The organism is Enterococcus sp. 3H8_DIV0648 (genome assembly GCF_002140655.1).
In the GTDB taxonomy this organism is placed as follows: Bacteria; Bacillota; Bacilli; order Lactobacillales; family Enterococcaceae; genus Enterococcus_A; species Enterococcus_A hulanensis.
Genome location: NZ_NGLG01000001.1, coordinates 1,368,381 through 1,384,580, shown reverse-complemented (window position 1 = coordinate 1,384,580; position 16,200 = coordinate 1,368,381). Strand labels below are relative to the sequence as shown.

Sequence of the window (16,200 nt, the reverse complement as noted above, 5' to 3'; positions counted from 1 at the left end):
GAATTTTACTCGCTTCGTCGCAGTCATTGAAATACCTGTCTCTTATACACATCTAGATGTGTATAAGAGACAGTTGAAATACTCTTCATAAAGCAGTTGATCATTTTTTTGCACAATGATCCCTGTCTCTTATACACATCTAGATGTGTATAAGAGACAGATCTTAATATAGTAATTATAATGACTAAATAAAAAGGAGCAATTGGTTATGGTGAAGAAAATAGGGTTGATTATTTTAGCATTATTGGTGTTTGTGATGGTTGCAGGATTCTTTCTAGTGTTTCTCAACAGTCCAGGGAAATTGGCAAGTTTAAAAAATGAAAAAGGAGAAACAATCTCAGGAAGCATTAGTGAAAAGAAGTTTGTTGAAATTGGCGGAATCAAACAAGGAATGTTTATTCGTGGGGAAGATCAAAGTAAACCTGTTCTGCTCTTTTTACACGGCGGTCCCGGCACTCCAGAGTTTGCAATGTCAGAGGCTTGGGGAACTCAGGATCGCCTTGAAAAGGAATTTGTCGTTTGTTACTGGGATCAGCGGGGAACTGGGATGTCGAATACGAAAAATTTAGATAGCAAGACGATGACGAAAGCTCAAGCGATAACGGATACAATCGAAGTCACTAATTATTTAAGGAAACGATTCAAACAGGATAAAATTTATTTGATGGGACATTCTTGGGGTGCTTATGTGGGTATCCATGCTGCAGAAAAAAATCCTGAGCTCTATTCGGCATACATGGGGATCGGGCAACCTATTCATCAAAAGAAAGGACAAAGGCTAGCTTATGATTATCTGCGAAAACACGCAAAAGAGATCAATGATAAAAAATCGGTGAAGAAGCTGGCTGTTTTTGATCCAGAGGCTCCATCATATAATATGCTCTTAGAAAAGTATGGTGTGGGGATTCGACATGCGGGTCCATCTTTAACCACGATGATCAAGCACTTAATATTTTTTAAAGGGTACACTCTTAGCGCTGTCTCTTATACACATCTAGATGTGTATAAGAGACAGGAAAAGTATGGTGTGGGGATTCGACATGCGGGTCCATCTTTAACCACGATGATCAAGCACTTAATATTTTTTAAAGGGTACACTCTTAGCGAGAAGCTTCAGGCGTTCAAGGGAATGGTGCTATCTAATGAGAAATTAGATACCGAAGAATTACACATCTAGATGTGTATAAGAGACAGCTCTTAGCGAGAAGCTTCAGGCGTTCAAGGGAATGGTGCTATCTAATGAGAAATTAGATACCGAAGAATATTCAAATGATAATTTATTAGAGTCTATGCCTAAGTTGGAAGTTTCAGTTTATGGGTTACATGGAAAACATGATTATCAGGTTTCTTATCAGTTGGCAAAAGAATACTTTGCGGCGGTAAAGGCTCCTGATAAGAAATTTTATACTTTCCAAAATTCAGCCCATAGTCCAAATTTTGAAGAACCTGAAGCTTTTCTTGAAGCAGTTAGGGAAATTAAATCTCAGGTGGAAAAATAAAAGATTTAACATGAAGGAGTGAAAAGTTATGGAGAAAAAAATTTTTGGTTATCTAAGTGTCACCTTCTCGATTTCATGGTCCTGCTGGCTGCTTGTGGCCTACTTGACTAATTTTATGAATATTCAGCTATTTTCGCTGGCAGCCTTGCCTTATATAGTTTTGGAGCAGCTGGACCGATGCTGGCAGCGTGTATTATAAAAAAAGAACGATGAGTAAACAAAGTTTTCATTTCTTCGTTAAGAATATATTCAATTTAAAACAGCCGATTACGGGGTATGTGAGTGTTGTTGTTTTAGCTTGGGGATTTTGTTTGTTGCCAGTTTTGTTGGGAGCTTCTCAACAGCAAGCACCGATTTATGTGGCTTTGACTCAATTTCCTGTAATGATTTTTTTTGGTGGAGGATTAGAAGAGGTCGGTTGGCGAGGCTATTTATTACCGCAATTGCAGGAGAGATTTTCTAGTTTTGTCTCTACTTGTATTACAGCAATTATCTGGTCGATTTGGCATTTACCTTTGTGGTTGGTCAAAGGATCGGGTCAAGATGTGATTCGGTTTAGCAGTTATGTCCTGATAGTATTCAGTTTTGCTTTCTTGTTAACGTTTTTATGGAATAGATATGAAAGTATTGCCTTATGTATTTTGCTGCACGCTGGGTTCAACTCATTCACAGATGTCTATCCGCCAAACTATAATAATATTCCAGTCTCGTTGATAATACTTATGAGCTGCTTTATATCAGAGGAAAGTCAGCAAAAAAACACCCGAGCAATTAGTGTAAGTTTTTATATATGGTATGATGAAATTGACGATGATGTCAAAGAAGGAGAGTGGCTCGTTGGATAAGAATAATCGATTATTTCTAATTTCACAGACTTATGCGACTTTATTTTCGGTAACGAACAAATTGCAGGCTGTAGGTGACGAATTGATGAAAGAATTGACTTCAAGACAGCTGATGGCATTAATCGCAATCGTTCATATTCCAGAGGGCGAAGTGACCTTAAACGCGATTGCCTCCAAACTGGGAGCAACAAAACAAAGCACGGCGCAAATCATCAATAAGCTGAAAGATAAAGGCTATTTGAAATCTGAAAAAAGTAAACTAGACGCGCGATCAGTCAACCTTGTGATTACTGAAAGTGGAAAAAAAGTTTTTGAACAGACTAATGAGCAAGGCTGGATATTTTTACAAAAGACCTTTCAAACTTTTTCTTCAGACGAATTGGAGCAGTTTTGGGGACTGTTGAAAAAGCTCTACGAATTTGATGGCGAAGTGCAAGACGGTTTTGAAGCAGATGGAAGAAAAATATGAGTAAGAGAAAGACAGGACCAAAAAAATAGATCTTGTCTTTCTCTTTTTTTGCTTTAAAAAAGGTAAAGGGATGTCAAGCCTGCTTTGCTATAGTGAAGAAAAGAAAGAGGGGATTAATTATGGAACATCGAATTGTTGAATTAGAAAGCTTTAAACTAGTAGGCTTTAAAAAGGAATCAACGAATGCAAAACGGCAAGGAATGAAGGACTGTCCTGCATTTTGGAATGAAATTCTAGCGGCTGGTAAGCAAGAAGCGCTCTTACCGCTGATCGATCACGAACCGTTTGGATTGATCGGAGCCAGTTTCTATAATATTGATAAAACGGATGCCAAAAAGTTTGATTATTATATCGCTGCTGCAACGACCAAGGATACACCGTCAGATTTATTTGAAATCGAGGTACCGGCAAGTACATGGGCTGTTTTTCCCTGTACGAGAAAAACTAATGGAAAAACACAGTTTGCGATTGTGACAAAGTGGGCACCCAAATCCAAAGAATACGAATTACTGAACAAAGGATACATGACAGGGAAAATGACTTCCGGCGGACCGGATCTGGAGGTTTATGGACAGGGAGATGATGTTGAGATTTGGGTTCCAGTAAGAAAAAAATAATCGAGCTTCAAAAAGTTTAGAAAGGTTTAGAAAAGTTTAGGAACTTCTCCTCAATATGCTATTCTTATGAAAGAGAGTTTAGTAGGAGGAGAACCATGTCAAAGGATTTAGAACGTTTTTCAGCGACGTTGGCTCACATTGAAAATCATTTATTTGAAGCTGTTTCGTTGAAACAATTAGCCAAACAGGCGCTGCTTTCAGAATATACCTTCCATCGTTTTTTCACGTATTTAACCGGCTATTCGTTTTCAACATATCTACGCAATCGCCGATTATCAGAGGCGGTGGAATTATTACGCAAAGATTATTCGATTGATGAGATTTCTGAGTTATGCGGCTATGCCAATCGGTCAGCATTTAATCGAGCGTTTTCCAAATTTCACGGGATCACACCAAGCCAGGCAAAGGACCTCAAAGCGGCAATCAATTTCTTTCCGCCGATTCGGCTGGATATCCAAATTAATGGTGGCAAGACGCTGAACTACCATATCGAGCAGCTGCCGAGCTTTACGGTCGTCGGGAAAATGGCCGCGTATCAATTGGAAGATGACCTATTCAAAAATACAGGCAAACAATGGGAAACTTTTTTCAGTGATCAAGAGCTGCGAACGTTTGCGGAAAGCGATGCGACGCGAAAAAACTTTTTCGGTCTAAAACGTGTGCCTTATTTCGCGGTGGCCAATCCTGTCAAACCGCAATCAGGAAATCTAAACTATTTTACCGGCTTTGTTTTGAATCAACATGCCTCGACGGATTATTTGACGATCGAAATTCCCAAGCAAACATATGCTGTTTTTGTCAGTGAGCCCTATGATTATCGTAAAACAGAAAATGTTTCGAATGCGTATTATCAATTACAGCAGCAAATCTTCAACACTTGGCTGCCGCAAACAGACTATCAAAAAATCGATGGACCAGAGCTGGAAACCTATCTGTCGTTGGAAGACCGTGCCTGCTTAGAAATTTGGCTCCCAATTGAAAAAGAATAAGCTGTGAGACAAGAGTGATTAATCATTCTTGTCTTTTATGTTTAATTCTTGCAATAAGGCACTTTACAGCATTGATAAGTTATAAGAAAGTTTGACGATAGAACGAGCTCAAGATATCGTAAAATGAAGGAGCGAAAAAAAGTGGAACTGGCTAAGTCCTTGTCACAAACAGCCAATTTATATATTGGAGATGAACCGTTAAAGTATCTGATTGTTTTCAACAATAAAAGCAGGCCAGTTGAAGGAAGGCTTCAACTGGCCTGCTTACGTATTTATAAAGTTTTACTCAAACGGTTGTAAGCAACGATTCCAAAAATATAATGAATGACCAGCAATAAACTCAAGCCAACACAAGCATATTTAGAAAAAGGGGACATATAACCAAGCATACTCATAATGGAGAAGACAATCATGAGGGCTAACTGTAAAATCAACATAGCGATATAGGCTAGACGACCGCTTTTATCCCGCAGCATGATTTTCCGTTCGTCATTCAAGTTAACCGACTCATCTTTTAAACGATCTTGATATTGGGTTTTATGTTCCGGACTCATCCAATAAAAATATTTCCCCAGCACAATGACCCCTGAGAAAATCCCAGCTCCAGCTAAACCCCATAATAATGATTCAAGTCGGAACTCAGTTGTCAAAGCAATTACTAAACAGACTATTCCAGCTAATACATAGACCAAACCTGTATAAAGCGTTGATTTTTTCATCATTTTTTCCTCCTTATAAGATAGCAGCCAATTTTGGACAACAAGTGATCGAAGTTACCATTGACTCTTTAGTAAAATAGTTACGCTATGGAAAGTTTCCTTTCCGTACTTTAAGTATAAGTTCCTTTTCCAGCTATGTAAAGTATGCTTTCCATTCGAAAATTTGGAAAACTATAAAAATATTGGGAAAAGCTTTACTTGTAAAGCAGCAAAAAAAGCCAGCTGGAAAATGAAATTCCAGCTGGCTTTTGTACTTATCTTTTTATGAAATGGTGAGGGATACAGATTTTTTCCTGTTTGTGATGATAAAAAGCTTCAAAAGCTTTCTTTCCGCATTCCGCTAGATGATGATCGATGGTGGAAAAGCCCATTACTTCACTTATCAGCAGATTTTCTCTCCCAATGACCAACGGTTTGTTCGTCTCGTATTGCTGTAAAATTGTGGCTGCAATACTATCGCCAAAAGTTAAAATGCCGTCGACCTTTTGTTTTTTGAAAAAGCGCGCCGCTTGGATACCATCCTCTGCTACGATACAATCCCAAAAAATATTTGCCTCGTCAAAGTCAGGATAGATTTCTTTTGCGATGCGGATCGAAAGCTCAGAGTTGTGGCTAATATTTTTACTTCGGCCTAACGTCATCCCAGGATGTGTAACGCCTCGTTCTTTTAAATAAGAGAAAGCTTCCTTCAATGAATTCTTTAAATTGATGTAGACACAGCTGACATCTGCATTTGGAATCTCTTCGCAAAAAATGATCGGACCATATTGCAGATAATCAAGGAAAACTTGAATCGAGTTAGCTTTCGTAGTGACGATCAACCCGTCAAAGGACCGTTTAGAAAATTCTGCTAAGTAGCGCTTTTCTAGTTTTTGATCATAATTTGTCGGCAGCAAACTGATTTGATAGCCATGGTCAAAGGCCGCCTGCATAATACCGCTGAGCATCTGATCGTAATAATCATGATTAACAAATGGCAGAATCACGCCAATATTTTTTGTTCTGCCATAACTCAGATTTTGTGCAGATCGGTTGGGCACATAGTTCAGCTCAGCCATTACTTCTAGCACTTTCGCCCGTTTTTTATCATCAACATAAGGATGATTATTGATGACACGAGAAATGGTAGAAACTGAGTAACCTGTGATTTTTGCGATATCGCGGATATTTGCCATGGGGGACACCTCTTCTAAATGTATTAAGCGGCTAAATGCTCTTTTAAATATTCAATGACCGCAGGACCAAATTGATAAAAAGTATAACGGCGGTCATGATAAAAGAAACTGACAATCGGACTGCCTAATAGGTCGCTGATAAATAAGTGTTTGATCTCAGCTAGTTTAAGGTTTTGAATAATCGGCCGTTTAAATCCACGGCTTCTTACAAGTCTCAATTGTTCTTCAGAAAAATGCAGGGAAACTTGAAAATGCTCTTGTGTGTCGTCGTGCTGAACTTTCACATACGTATTCATAAAAAATTCCTCCTTTTTTTCTTTACAAGGGAAGTATAATTTATGAAACGAGTTTCATAGCAAGCGTTTTATTCTATTTTTTTTAGAATAAAGACAATTGTTCCCGTTTGTCTTCAAATTCATGCAAGTAGCCAAAAACTTCATCCGTTTTCCAAAGGATACCATGTTTTTGACAAGTTTCGATAAAAATCTCCATTAGCCGATCGTTGTTAGGACCTGTCTCTTATACACATCTAGATGTGTATAAGAGACAGCCGTTAAAGTATCTGATTGTTTTCAACAATAAAAGCAGGCCAGTTGAAGGAAGGCTTCAACTGGCCTGCTTACGTATTTATAAAGTTTTACTCAAACGGTTGTAAGCAACGATTCCAAAAATATAATGAATGACCAGCAATAAACTCAAGCCAACACAAGCATATTTAGAAAAAGGGGACATATAACCAAGCATACTCATAATGGAGAAGACAATCATGAGGGCTAACTGTAAAATCAACATAGCGATATAGGCTAGACGACCGCTTTTATCCCGCAGCATGATTTTCCGTTCGTCATTCAAGTTAACCGACTCATCTTTTAAACGATCTTGATATTGGGTTTTATGTTCCGGACTCATCCAATAAAAATATTTCCCCAGCACAATGACCCCTGAGAAAATCCCAGCTCCAGCTAAACCCCATAATAATGATTCAAGTCGGAACTCAGTTGTCAAAGCAATTACTAAACAGACTATTCCAGCTAATACATAGACCAAACCTGTATAAAGCGTTGATTTTTTCATCATTTTTTCCTCCTTATAAGATAGCAGCCAATTTTGGACAACAAGTGATCGAAGTTACCATTGACTCTTTAGTAAAATAGTTACGCTATGGAAAGTTTCCTTTCCGTACTTTAAGTATAAGTTCCTTTTCCAGCTATGTAAAGTATGCTTTCCTTGTAAAGCAGCAAAAAAAGCCAGCTGGAAAATGAAATTCCAGCTGGCTTTTGTACTTATCTTTTTATGAAATGGTGAGGGATACAGATTTTTTCCTGTTTGTGATGATAAAAAGCTTCAAAAGCTTTCTTTCCGCATTCCGCTAGATGATGATCGATGGTGGAAAAGCCCATTACTTCACTTATCAGCAGATTTTCTCTCCCAATGACCAACGGTTTGTTCGTCTCGTATTGCTGTAAAATTGTGGCTGCAATACTATCGCCAAAAGTTAAAATGCCGTCGACCTTTTGTTTTTTGAAAAAGCGCGCCGCTTGGATACCATCCTCTGCTACGATACAATCCCAAAAAATATTTGCCTCGTCAAAGTCAGGATAGATTTCTTTTGCGATGCGGATCGAAAGCTCAGAGTTGTGGCTAATATTTTTACTTCGGCCTAACGTCATCCCAGGATGTGTAACGCCTCGTTCTTTTAAATAAGAGAAAGCTTCCTTCAATGAATTCTTTAAATTGATGTAGACACAGCTGACATCTGCATTTGGAATCTCTTCGCAAAAAATGATCGGACCATATTGCAGATAATCAAGGAAAACTTGAATCGAGTTAGCTTTCGTAGTGACGATCAACCCGTCAAAGGACCGTTTAGAAAATTCTGCTAAGTAGCGCTTTTCTAGTTTTTGATCATAATTTGTCGGCAGCAAACTGATTTGATAGCCATGGTCAAAGGCCGCCTGCATAATACCGCTGAGCATCTGATCGTAATAATCATGATTAACAAATGGCAGAATCACGCCAATATTTTTTGTTCTGCCATAACTCAGATTTTGTGCAGATCGGTTGGGCACATAGTTCAGCTCAGCCATTACTTCTAGCACTTTCGCCCGTTTTTTATCATCAACATAAGGATGATTATTGATGACACGAGAAATGGTAGAAACTGAGTAACCTGTGATTTTTGCGATATCGCGGATATTTGCCATGGGGGACACCTCTTCTAAATGTATTAAGCGGCTAAATGCTCTTTTAAATATTCAATGACCGCAGGACCAAATTGATAAAAAGTATAACGGCGGTCATGATAAAAGAAACTGACAATCGGACTGCCTAATAGGTCGCTGATAAATAAGTGTTTGATCTCAGCTAGTTTAAGGTTTTGAATAATCGGCCGTTTAAATCCACGGCTTCTTACAAGTCTCAATTGTTCTTCAGAAAAATGCAGGGAAACTTGAAAATGCTCTTGTGTGTCGTCGTGCTGAACTTTCACATACGTATTCATAAAAAATTCCTCCTTTTTTTCTTTACAAGGGAAGTATAATTTATGAAACGAGTTTCATAGCAAGCGTTTTATTCTATTTTTTTTAGAATAAAGACAATTGTTCCCGTTTGTCTTCAAATTCATGCAAGTAGCCAAAAACTTCATCCGTTTTCCAAAGGATACCATGTTTTTGACAAGTTTCGATAAAAATCTCCATTAGCCGATCGTTGTTAGGACTGTTGCAGACGTAATTTTCACCAAATGCATAGATATATTTTTTCTTCATCCCGGGAAAGTGTCTATCTAATTGCTGGTAAAAATACTCTCGGTTGCCAGCACGCATCGTCACACCGAAGCCGAAACAAAGAATTCCTTTCACGCCTGCTTGAATACAATAATCTAAAATCCCGCGTAAATTCTCTTCACTATCATTAATGAAGGGCAGGATAGGGGATAACCAGACGACCGTTGGCACACCCGCTTCTTTAAATTTCAGCAATGTCCCAAAACGTTCTTTAGTAGTAGAAACATGTGGCTCCAAAATTTTACATAGCTCTTCGTCATATGTGGTCAAAGTCATTTCAACAACGGCTTTGGTTTTTTGATTGATCGATTTCAGCAGATCCAAATCACGCAGGATACGGGAGGATTTGGTTTGAATCGCAACGCCAAATTCATATTTATCGATCAATTCTAAAGCACCTCGTGTGATTTTTAGCCGCGGCTCTAATTGGATATACGGATCAGTCATTGCGCCAGTGCCGATCATACAGGGGTTGCGACGGCGTTGTAATTCTCGTTCAAAAATCTCTAACGCATTGGCCTTTACTTCGATATCTTCAAAATTATGATTGATCTGATAACATTCACTGCGGCTATCGCAATAGATACAGCCATGAGTGCATCCGCGAAAGAGGTTCAATCCATTCTTTGCGGACAAAATTGTTTTATATTCTTTGTAATGCATAATACACCTTCTTTACTAAATAAAATGCAGCAACCAGAACAAGAGTTCGTATTTATTATCCCATAAATTAATGCTGATAACAATCAAAAGTATCGGTATAATAAGCAATGGAGGTGTTTTTATTGCTGAAAATTGGTGAATTTTCTCAACTGGGACAAGTGTCGATTCGAACCTTGCGTCATTATGACGAAATTGATCTGCTTCATCCTAAATTAGTTGATGAAGAATCTGGCTATCGTTATTATTCAGTCAGACAGTTAGAAGTTTTAGCCCAAATTGTCTTACTAAGAGACTTGAAGTTTTCGCTAAAAGAAATCAAAAATCTGATCCAGCAAGATCCTAAAATTTTTACTGCGGCGTTACTAAAAAAGGATCGTGAAATTGAAAAAGAAATTCAGCGCGATCAATTTCGTCAGCAGCAGATCCATCAGATGATCCAGCGCATGCAGCATAAAGAAAAGTATCAAGTGACGATCAAAAAGATTCCAGCTATTTCAGTCGTCAGTTTACGAAAGAAAATCAAAAGCTTCTATCATGAGGGCCTGTTGTGGAAAGAATTTATGGAGCAATTGAAAAAACAGGACATTTCTTTTCCAGCTGATCCGGATCAAAATTTGACGATTTTTCACGATGAAGAATATTTGGAAGAGGGCGTGGATGTCGAGGTAGCTATTATTTCTAATAAGAAAGCCAAAGAACCGTTGCAAATGAGACAGCTCCCAACACTTGAACATGCTGCGATCATGTACGTGGAAGGTAATTATCATCAACTTCCGGAAGCCTATCAATCATTTGCCAAGTGGCTGGATGAACATCCTGAGTTTGAAATGGTGAAGGCCACTCGACAAATCTGTCACGTAGGTCCAGAGCATACAGCTAATCCAGAAGAATATTTGACCGAATTACAAATTCCATTAATCCCCTTGACTCTCACATAGCGTGAGGATTTATCTTCTAATTAGAGGTCGCGACTCAAAAAAAAAATTGGGATAGCATTTATCCCAAGATAGGAGATATTATGGAAATCAAAGAAATCGGTAAAGTAAAACAAACAGATACGGGAGTTTATTTGGAGCTGCTGCCTGAATATCAAGATGGATTAATTGGGCTGGATGATTTCAGTCATCTTTATGTGCTGTATTGGTTCCATCATTTAGATATTCCTGAGCTTCGAGGAACGACCGTCAGTAAGCCCTACACAAATGGTCCAAAAGAATTAGGTACTTTCGCAACGCGCGGACCAGTTAGACCCAATCCAATCGCGTTATCCGCCGCAAAAATTATTGAGATTCAAGGAAACAAAGTATATCTTGAATATCTCGACGCGGAAGATGATAGTCCTATCTTGGATATTAAGCCTTACACAGCGAGTTCAGATGTACTAGAAAGCTTTAAGGGTCCTGATTGGTGTGCCCATTGGCCGCAAAGCTTTGAAAGTTCGGGTACTTTTGATTGGGGAGCGGAATTTAATTTTCCAGAATAAACCTAGAAGTCTCAGCAATGAGGCTTCTTTTTTTCGTCTCTCAGCTTCTAAAGCGTTGAAGCTTATACATAGAAAATAGATTTTTCTAGTCGCCATGAAAAACGATTTTCATAATTTTTGATAAAACACATAATTCTGATGTTTCATTGTTGATAAATAAATGAATTGATGCTATATTGGCAGACGTAAGTGATACAGATTTTAAGGAGATGTAATACAGTGAGTAATAAAGGTTCTGAAATCATTGTTAATAGTTTAGAAAATCATAACGTACCCTTCATCTTTGGGATTCCTGGTGCCAAGATCGATGGCGTATTTGATACATTGGAAGATCATGGGCCACAATTAATCTTGGCTCGTCATGAACAAAATGCGGCGTTCATGGCCCAAGCGATTGGCCGTTTGACTGGAGAGCCCGGAGTTGTGATCGCAACGAGCGGTCCCGGTGCAAGTAATTTAGCAACAGGGTTAGTTACTGCAACAGCAGAAGGCGATCCTGTTTTGGCATTGGCGGGTCAGGTAAAACGTTCGGATCTTTCAAAATTAACTCATCAAAGTATGGATAATGCAGCGCTGTTTGCACCCATCACAAAATACAGCTCAGAAATTCAAGACCCAGAAAATTTGTCAGAAAGTATTGCGAATGCTTATCGGATCGCCAAGACAGCCAAAAAAGGGGCCAGCTTTTTATCGATTCCGCAAGATGTGACTGATGGCGAGGTTAAAGGTGAAGCAATCAAACCATTGTCAGCACCAATTTTAGGTTCGGCATCTGAAGAAGATATTGCCGACTTAGTCAAACGCATCAACGATGCAAAGCTTCCAACGCTGTTAGTTGGGATGCGCGCTTCTGGTAAAAAGGAAACAGCTGCAATTCGCAAACTCGTTGAAAAAACCGGATTGCCAGTAGTGGAAACTTTCCAAGGAGCTGGAATCATTTCTCGCGAATTGGAAAATCATTTCTTTGGTCGAGTAGGATTATTCCGTAATCAACCAGGAGATATGTTGTTGAAACGCAGCGATTTAGTTTTGGCGATCGGTTATGATCCAATCGAGTATGAAGCACGAAACTGGAATGCAGAAAAGGATGCGCGTATTGTAGTTATAGATGAAGTACCGATGGAAATCGATCAATACATGCAGCCTGAAGCTGAATTAATCGGCAGTATCGCAAAAACGATCGAAAAATTGAGCGATTCAATCGATACGTATCAACTATCGGCAGACGCTGAACATTATTTATCAACACTGCAAGAAAAATTAACAAACGGAAATCAAAAGAGTGAAACAGTGGAAGGCCGTGTCCATCCATTAGAAGTGATCGATACTTTACAAAAAAATGTAACCGATGAAATGACCGTAACTGTTGATGTCGGCAGCCACTATATTTGGATGGCGCGTCACTTCCGCAGCTACGAACCACGCCATTTATTATTCAGTAATGGGATGCAGACATTGGGTGTCGCTTTGCCATGGGCGATCTCATCGGCTTTAGTTCGACCAAATACTCAAATCTTTTCTATTTCCGGAGACGGCGGCTTCCTGTTTTCAGCACAAGAGCTGGAAACGGCTGTTCGTTTGAAACAAAAAATCATTCACTTGATTTGGAATGACGGCAGCTACAACATGGTGGAATTCCAAGAAGAAATGAAATATGACCGTTCTTCAGGAGTTCACTTTGGACCAGTTGATTTTGTTAAATATGCAGAAGCATTTGGAGCAAAAGGTTTACGAGCAACCTCAAAATCCGAACTAGACGCTGCGATCCAAGAAGGCTTGGCAACAGATGGTCCTGTGATCATCGATATTCCTATTGATTACTCTGATAATAAGGAATTAGGAAAGACAATTTTACCAGATCAATTTTATTAAGAAAATTCGTATATAGATGAAAAAAGTAGTCATCTTTTTCACTAAGAAAAGAAACGATGAATTTGAAACAGGAGGGACTACGCATGACAGTGAAAACAAGAAGTTATATCTACCAACATGGAACACTTGGCGGATTAATGCAAGATTTAATGGACGGTACAGAAAAGATCGGAACCTTATCAAATTATGGTGATTTTGGATTAGGCACATTAGAAGGGTCAAATGGAGAAGTGATTTTCTTAGACGGTGTCATCTATCACGCTGATGAAAATGGAGATATCAATCGCTTAACCGGTGACGAACTGACACCATATGCTGCGGTAACAAATTTTGAATCAGATGAACAATTTTCATTAACCGATGTCTCAGATGAACTTGTCAAAGCAGCGATTTTAGAAAAAATCAGTCACAATTTATTTGCGGCTGTTAAAATAGAAGGAATCTTCAAACACATGCATGTGCGTGTAGCTCCAAAACAAGTGAAACCTTATCCGCGTTTTGTAGAAATCGCGCGAAACCAGCCAGAGTTTGAAGCAGACGATATTTCTGGCACAATCGTCGGATTCTTTACTCCCGGATTATTTCACGGAGCTGCCGCAGCAGGATTCCATTTGCATTTTATCAGCGACGACCGCAAATTTGGCGGACACGTTCTAGATTTTGAATTGGCAGAAGGAAAAGCAGACTTGATGGAGCTGGCAGAATTCCGTCAACATTTCCCAACCGAGAACGCTGACTATTTAGAAAACGAAATAAAGTTAGATGAAATCGCAAAGGATATCGAAGAAGCAGAGTAGAAAAATACCACACCCGCGAAATAGAGGGTGTGGTATTTTTAAACTTCTTTTCCCATTTTTGATTTGGCAGAAATCAAGCGTGAGCGTCCAGGCGCTTGAACTAAAAGAACCAGTTCTTTCAACGCATCTTTGGCGACCCATTGTTTGGCTTTTGAATCCTGCTTTTGCATTGTCTTAGCCGTATTAATGGCTAATTCTTTTGCTTCTTCATTGGTTTTACCTAATTCTCTCAATGCCCAAGAAGCCGCCTTCTTTACTAACAAACGATCATCGTCCGAATGAATCTCAATCAAGCTTAAGTAATTTTTGATCTCCTCGGAGGAGAGGGAAGCATGTGTTGAGGTGCTGGCGATCAGAGTGAGAGCTGCACGCTTGTAAAATAAATCCTCTGAATCGATCCACCGTTGAATAAAACGATCAAAATCCGCTTGCTTAATCAAAATATTTTTACAAAATAAATCGCAAAGATCCCATGAGATGATTCCATCCATCAAATAGTTGATCTCCTTATCGGTGCAGTCTTTAGGATTGAGTGCCAGTACAGTGAGTATTTTACATTCATGATAGCCGGTTTGCCATAAAGCCAGCAGGAAATCTTTTTCTTTCGGAATTTTTTTAGCAAGCTTTCTTAATTCAGAAGTAGGGACGCCAATCGTATGTTCAGCAGGAATTCCTAATTTAATAATGTTTATTTTGAACTTTTCAGAAGCCGCCTCTTTTAAAAGCGTGATAATGTCATCAATTGTCATGCAAACCTTCCTTTCTATAAAAAAAGTGTAAAACAATGATCAGATGTATTCTGATTATTGTTCTACACTTTTTAAGTCTTTTCTAAATTCCTAATAATGGAGCAGGGTTAACGAAACCTGACCATAAAGCAGTGGATACACCAAAGTGTAAATGAACACCAGTTGAGTTACCAGTTGTTCCCATACCGCCTAGGACTTGACCAGCGCTGACATCTGAGCCAACACCGACGCTAGGAGCAGAGACCATGTGCATGTAATATGAGTAGTAGCCATCTGAATGTTGGATAACTACATGGTTGCCTGCTGACCAATGGAAGCCTGCTTCAACGACTTTTCCGCCTTTAGAAGCTAGAATCGGAGTGCCAGCCGCACCAGCAAAATCGATCCCATCATGCTGAGTACCAGAAGCGCCTGTCGGATCTTGACGCGGACCAAATGGACTAGTTACCACCAAACCGATTGATAAAGGTGATGCCCAACCGCTGCTGTTTGTCGCAGGTTTTGATTCCTCAGTTGTTGGAGCAGGGTTTGTTGTAACCTGACTAGCACCAGTATCTGTAACAGTTTGTGCTTGCTCTTGCTGTTGTTTAGCTTGCTGTTCTTGTTGTTGCGCTTCAAGTTGAGCGATTTCTGCTTCTTGTTTTTGTTTAGCAGTTTCAGCGGCAGCAGCTTGTTTTTCAGCTTCTTCGGCTGCTTTTTGTGCTTCTTCCGCAGCTTTTTTAGCTTGTTTTTCTGCCTCAACTTGTGCTTTTGCCCGAGCTTCTTCTTCTTTTTTACGTTGTTCTTCTAAAGCTTTCAAAGCTTCTTGACGTTTCTTCTCAGCTTCTTCTTGCTGTTTTTCGTATTTTTCTTTTTGACCTTTTTCAGTTGCAATACTTGCTTGGATCTCGTTGATTTTTACTTGCTGATCCAATTTTGTTTGCACTAATTGATCTTGTTTTTCTTTTAATTCAGCTGTTTTCTTGTTGATTACTTCTAAGCGCTGTTCCGCTTCTTTTTCAAGTTTTTCAAGCTCAGCCTTATCTTTTGTTTGTTGTTCCATGATGTTTTTGTTGGCCGTAAGGATAGTAGAGACAGCCATTGTTTTCTTAACAGCTTCACCAACAGATTTAGAGTTGATTACAACGTCAACGATAGAACCTGCATCATGATTTGTTTGAACATCCCGTGCTTGTTTGCGCAGTTGTTCTTCACGCTTCTGAATTTTTTCTTGAAGAACGCCAATTTTAGCGGTTAGATCACTCATTTTCTTTTCTTCATTGGTTTTTTCTTTTAAGACATCACTAACTTCTTTTTCTACAGCCGCAACTTGTTCTTCCAAAGCAGCCTTTTGATCTTCAGCAGACTGTTCCGTTTGCTGTAAGTCAGAGATTTTTTTATCTTGATCGGCAATCTTTTGATCGTACTCATCTGCCAAAGCGGTTAATGGGGTAGCGGTTAATGTTAGGGCACACAAAGTTAGTGCCGTATATTTTTTCAACTTAATCAATGGATTCCCTCACTTTTTTCATCTTTCGGGTTCAATTATATAAGAAGATAT

20 protein-coding genes are annotated in these 16,200 nt (G+C 39.1%); 11 read left to right on the top strand and 9 right to left on the bottom strand.

The genetic code is table 11. The features are described 5' to 3' along the window. Positions 1 to 208: 208 nt before the first annotated feature. From A5875_RS06345 to A5875_RS06320, 7 genes are all read left to right on the top strand, one after another. On the top strand, positions 209 to 1,177 hold the full coding sequence (locus tag A5875_RS06345; protein ID WP_254911851.1) for an alpha/beta fold hydrolase: 969 nt from the start codon (positions 209 to 211) through the stop codon (positions 1,175 to 1,177). Positions 1,178 to 1,226: 49 nt separating this feature from the next. Then, positions 1,227 to 1,499, top strand: a complete 273-nt coding sequence (locus tag A5875_RS06340; protein WP_088932820.1) for an alpha/beta fold hydrolase — start codon at positions 1,227 to 1,229, stop codon at positions 1,497 to 1,499. A 28-nt stretch (positions 1,500 to 1,527) separates the two neighbouring features. After that, the gene (locus A5875_RS23580) at positions 1,528 to 1,698 is read left to right on the top strand and encodes a hypothetical protein (protein ID WP_176244624.1); all 171 of its coding nucleotides are present in this window, start codon (positions 1,528 to 1,530) and stop codon (positions 1,696 to 1,698) included. 10 nt (positions 1,699 to 1,708) lie between these two features. After that, entirely contained in the window at positions 1,709 to 2,344 is a 636-nt protein-coding gene (locus tag A5875_RS06335; protein WP_141108270.1) for a CPBP family intramembrane glutamic endopeptidase, read from the top strand. Then, positions 2,337 to 2,813, top strand: coding sequence for a MarR family winged helix-turn-helix transcriptional regulator (locus A5875_RS06330; RefSeq protein ID WP_088932818.1), 477 nt, complete (start codon positions 2,337 to 2,339; stop codon positions 2,811 to 2,813). The genes A5875_RS06335 and A5875_RS06330 overlap by 8 nt, the downstream gene beginning before the upstream one ends. 119 nt (positions 2,814 to 2,932) lie before the next feature. Beyond that, complete coding sequence (locus tag A5875_RS06325; RefSeq protein WP_088932817.1) at positions 2,933 to 3,430, top strand: GyrI-like domain-containing protein; 498 nt, start codon at positions 2,933 to 2,935, stop codon at positions 3,428 to 3,430. 95 nt (positions 3,431 to 3,525) lie between these two features. Continuing rightward, positions 3,526 to 4,419, top strand: a complete 894-nt coding sequence (locus A5875_RS06320; protein ID WP_088932816.1) for an AraC family transcriptional regulator — start codon at positions 3,526 to 3,528, stop codon at positions 4,417 to 4,419. Between the two features lie 272 nt (positions 4,420 to 4,691). On the opposite strand, the gene A5875_RS06315 is transcribed toward A5875_RS06320, so the two are convergent. From A5875_RS06315 to A5875_RS06285, 7 genes are all read right to left on the bottom strand, one after another. Next, positions 4,692 to 5,141 (bottom strand): hypothetical protein, encoded by a 450-nt coding sequence (locus A5875_RS06315; protein ID WP_254911850.1) that lies wholly within the window; start codon positions 5,139 to 5,141, stop codon positions 4,692 to 4,694. A gap of 251 nt (positions 5,142 to 5,392) precedes the next feature. Then, the gene (locus A5875_RS06310) at positions 5,393 to 6,313 is read right to left on the bottom strand and encodes a LacI family DNA-binding transcriptional regulator (protein WP_088932814.1); all 921 of its coding nucleotides are present in this window, start codon (positions 6,311 to 6,313) and stop codon (positions 5,393 to 5,395) included. Between the two features lie 23 nt (positions 6,314 to 6,336). Then, positions 6,337 to 6,609 carry a hypothetical protein gene (locus tag A5875_RS06305; protein WP_088932813.1) on the bottom strand — a complete coding sequence of 91 codons (273 nt, stop codon included), beginning with the start codon at positions 6,607 to 6,609 and terminating at the stop codon, positions 6,337 to 6,339. Between the two features lie 331 nt (positions 6,610 to 6,940). Then, on the bottom strand, positions 6,941 to 7,390 hold the full coding sequence (locus A5875_RS06300) for a hypothetical protein (RefSeq protein ID WP_254911850.1): 450 nt from the start codon (positions 7,388 to 7,390) through the stop codon (positions 6,941 to 6,943). Positions 7,391 to 7,596: 206 nt separating this feature from the next. Continuing rightward, positions 7,597 to 8,517, bottom strand: a complete 921-nt coding sequence (locus A5875_RS06295) for a LacI family DNA-binding transcriptional regulator (RefSeq protein WP_088932814.1) — start codon at positions 8,515 to 8,517, stop codon at positions 7,597 to 7,599. 23 nt (positions 8,518 to 8,540) lie between these two features. Further along, positions 8,541 to 8,813, bottom strand: coding sequence for a hypothetical protein (locus A5875_RS06290; RefSeq protein ID WP_088932813.1), 273 nt, complete (start codon positions 8,811 to 8,813; stop codon positions 8,541 to 8,543). Positions 8,814 to 8,895: 82 nt separating this feature from the next. Then, on the bottom strand, positions 8,896 to 9,759 hold the full coding sequence (locus A5875_RS06285; RefSeq protein ID WP_088932812.1) for an SPL family radical SAM protein: 864 nt from the start codon (positions 9,757 to 9,759) through the stop codon (positions 8,896 to 8,898). A gap of 113 nt (positions 9,760 to 9,872) precedes the next feature. On the opposite strand from A5875_RS06285, the gene A5875_RS06280 reads away from it, so the two are divergent. The 4 genes from A5875_RS06280 to budA all read left to right on the top strand — a co-directional run bounded on the left by A5875_RS06280 (position 9,873) and on the right by budA (position 13,911). Then, positions 9,873 to 10,697: a MerR family transcriptional regulator gene (locus A5875_RS06280; RefSeq protein ID WP_254911888.1), complete on the top strand. Its 825-nt coding sequence runs from the start codon at positions 9,873 to 9,875 to the stop codon at positions 10,695 to 10,697. A gap of 80 nt (positions 10,698 to 10,777) precedes the next feature. After that, positions 10,778 to 11,242 carry a tRNA (N6-threonylcarbamoyladenosine(37)-N6)-methyltransferase TrmO gene (gene tsaA, locus A5875_RS06275; protein WP_088932810.1) on the top strand — a complete coding sequence of 155 codons (465 nt, stop codon included), beginning with the start codon at positions 10,778 to 10,780 and terminating at the stop codon, positions 11,240 to 11,242. 219 nt (positions 11,243 to 11,461) lie between these two features. After that, positions 11,462 to 13,114, top strand: coding sequence for an acetolactate synthase AlsS (gene alsS / locus A5875_RS06270; protein WP_088932809.1), 1,653 nt, complete (start codon positions 11,462 to 11,464; stop codon positions 13,112 to 13,114). 83 nt (positions 13,115 to 13,197) lie between these two features. After that, positions 13,198 to 13,911 (top strand): acetolactate decarboxylase, encoded by a 714-nt coding sequence (gene budA, locus A5875_RS06265; protein ID WP_088932808.1) that lies wholly within the window; start codon positions 13,198 to 13,200, stop codon positions 13,909 to 13,911. A 38-nt stretch (positions 13,912 to 13,949) separates the two neighbouring features. On the opposite strand, the gene A5875_RS06260 is transcribed toward budA, so the two are convergent. Next, positions 13,950 to 14,660 carry a DNA alkylation repair protein gene (locus tag A5875_RS06260; RefSeq protein WP_088932807.1) on the bottom strand — a complete coding sequence of 237 codons (711 nt, stop codon included), beginning with the start codon at positions 14,658 to 14,660 and terminating at the stop codon, positions 13,950 to 13,952. Positions 14,661 to 14,742: 82 nt separating this feature from the next. Next, positions 14,743 to 16,149: a peptidoglycan DD-metalloendopeptidase family protein gene (locus A5875_RS06255; protein WP_088932806.1), complete on the bottom strand. Its 1,407-nt coding sequence runs from the start codon at positions 16,147 to 16,149 to the stop codon at positions 14,743 to 14,745. Positions 16,150 to 16,200: the final 51 nt, after the last annotated feature.

Coding starts and splice junctions, on each gene's coding strand:
- tsaA (WP_088932810.1), top strand. CDS start 10,778: ATGGAAATCAAAGAAATCGGTAAAGTAAAACAAACAGATACGGGAGTT.
- A5875_RS06335 (WP_141108270.1), top strand. CDS start 1,709: ATGAGTAAACAAAGTTTTCATTTCTTCGTTAAGAATATATTCAATTTA.
- A5875_RS06315 (WP_254911850.1), bottom strand. CDS start 5,141: ATGATGAAAAAATCAACGCTTTATACAGGTTTGGTCTATGTATTAGCT.
- A5875_RS06290 (WP_088932813.1), bottom strand. CDS start 8,813: ATGAATACGTATGTGAAAGTTCAGCACGACGACACACAAGAGCATTTT.
- A5875_RS06260 (WP_088932807.1), bottom strand. CDS start 14,660: ATGACAATTGATGACATTATCACGCTTTTAAAAGAGGCGGCTTCTGAA.
- A5875_RS06295 (WP_088932814.1), bottom strand. CDS start 8,517: ATGGCAAATATCCGCGATATCGCAAAAATCACAGGTTACTCAGTTTCT.
- A5875_RS06340 (WP_088932820.1), top strand. CDS start 1,227: ATGGTGCTATCTAATGAGAAATTAGATACCGAAGAATATTCAAATGAT.
- A5875_RS23580 (WP_176244624.1), top strand. CDS start 1,528: ATGGAGAAAAAAATTTTTGGTTATCTAAGTGTCACCTTCTCGATTTCA.
- A5875_RS06345 (WP_254911851.1), top strand. CDS start 209: ATGGTGAAGAAAATAGGGTTGATTATTTTAGCATTATTGGTGTTTGTG.
- A5875_RS06285 (WP_088932812.1), bottom strand. CDS start 9,759: ATGCATTACAAAGAATATAAAACAATTTTGTCCGCAAAGAATGGATTG.
- A5875_RS06320 (WP_088932816.1), top strand. CDS start 3,526: ATGTCAAAGGATTTAGAACGTTTTTCAGCGACGTTGGCTCACATTGAA.
- A5875_RS06325 (WP_088932817.1), top strand. CDS start 2,933: ATGGAACATCGAATTGTTGAATTAGAAAGCTTTAAACTAGTAGGCTTT.
- A5875_RS06300 (WP_254911850.1), bottom strand. CDS start 7,390: ATGATGAAAAAATCAACGCTTTATACAGGTTTGGTCTATGTATTAGCT.
- A5875_RS06305 (WP_088932813.1), bottom strand. CDS start 6,609: ATGAATACGTATGTGAAAGTTCAGCACGACGACACACAAGAGCATTTT.
- A5875_RS06310 (WP_088932814.1), bottom strand. CDS start 6,313: ATGGCAAATATCCGCGATATCGCAAAAATCACAGGTTACTCAGTTTCT.
- budA (WP_088932808.1), top strand. CDS start 13,198: ATGACAGTGAAAACAAGAAGTTATATCTACCAACATGGAACACTTGGC.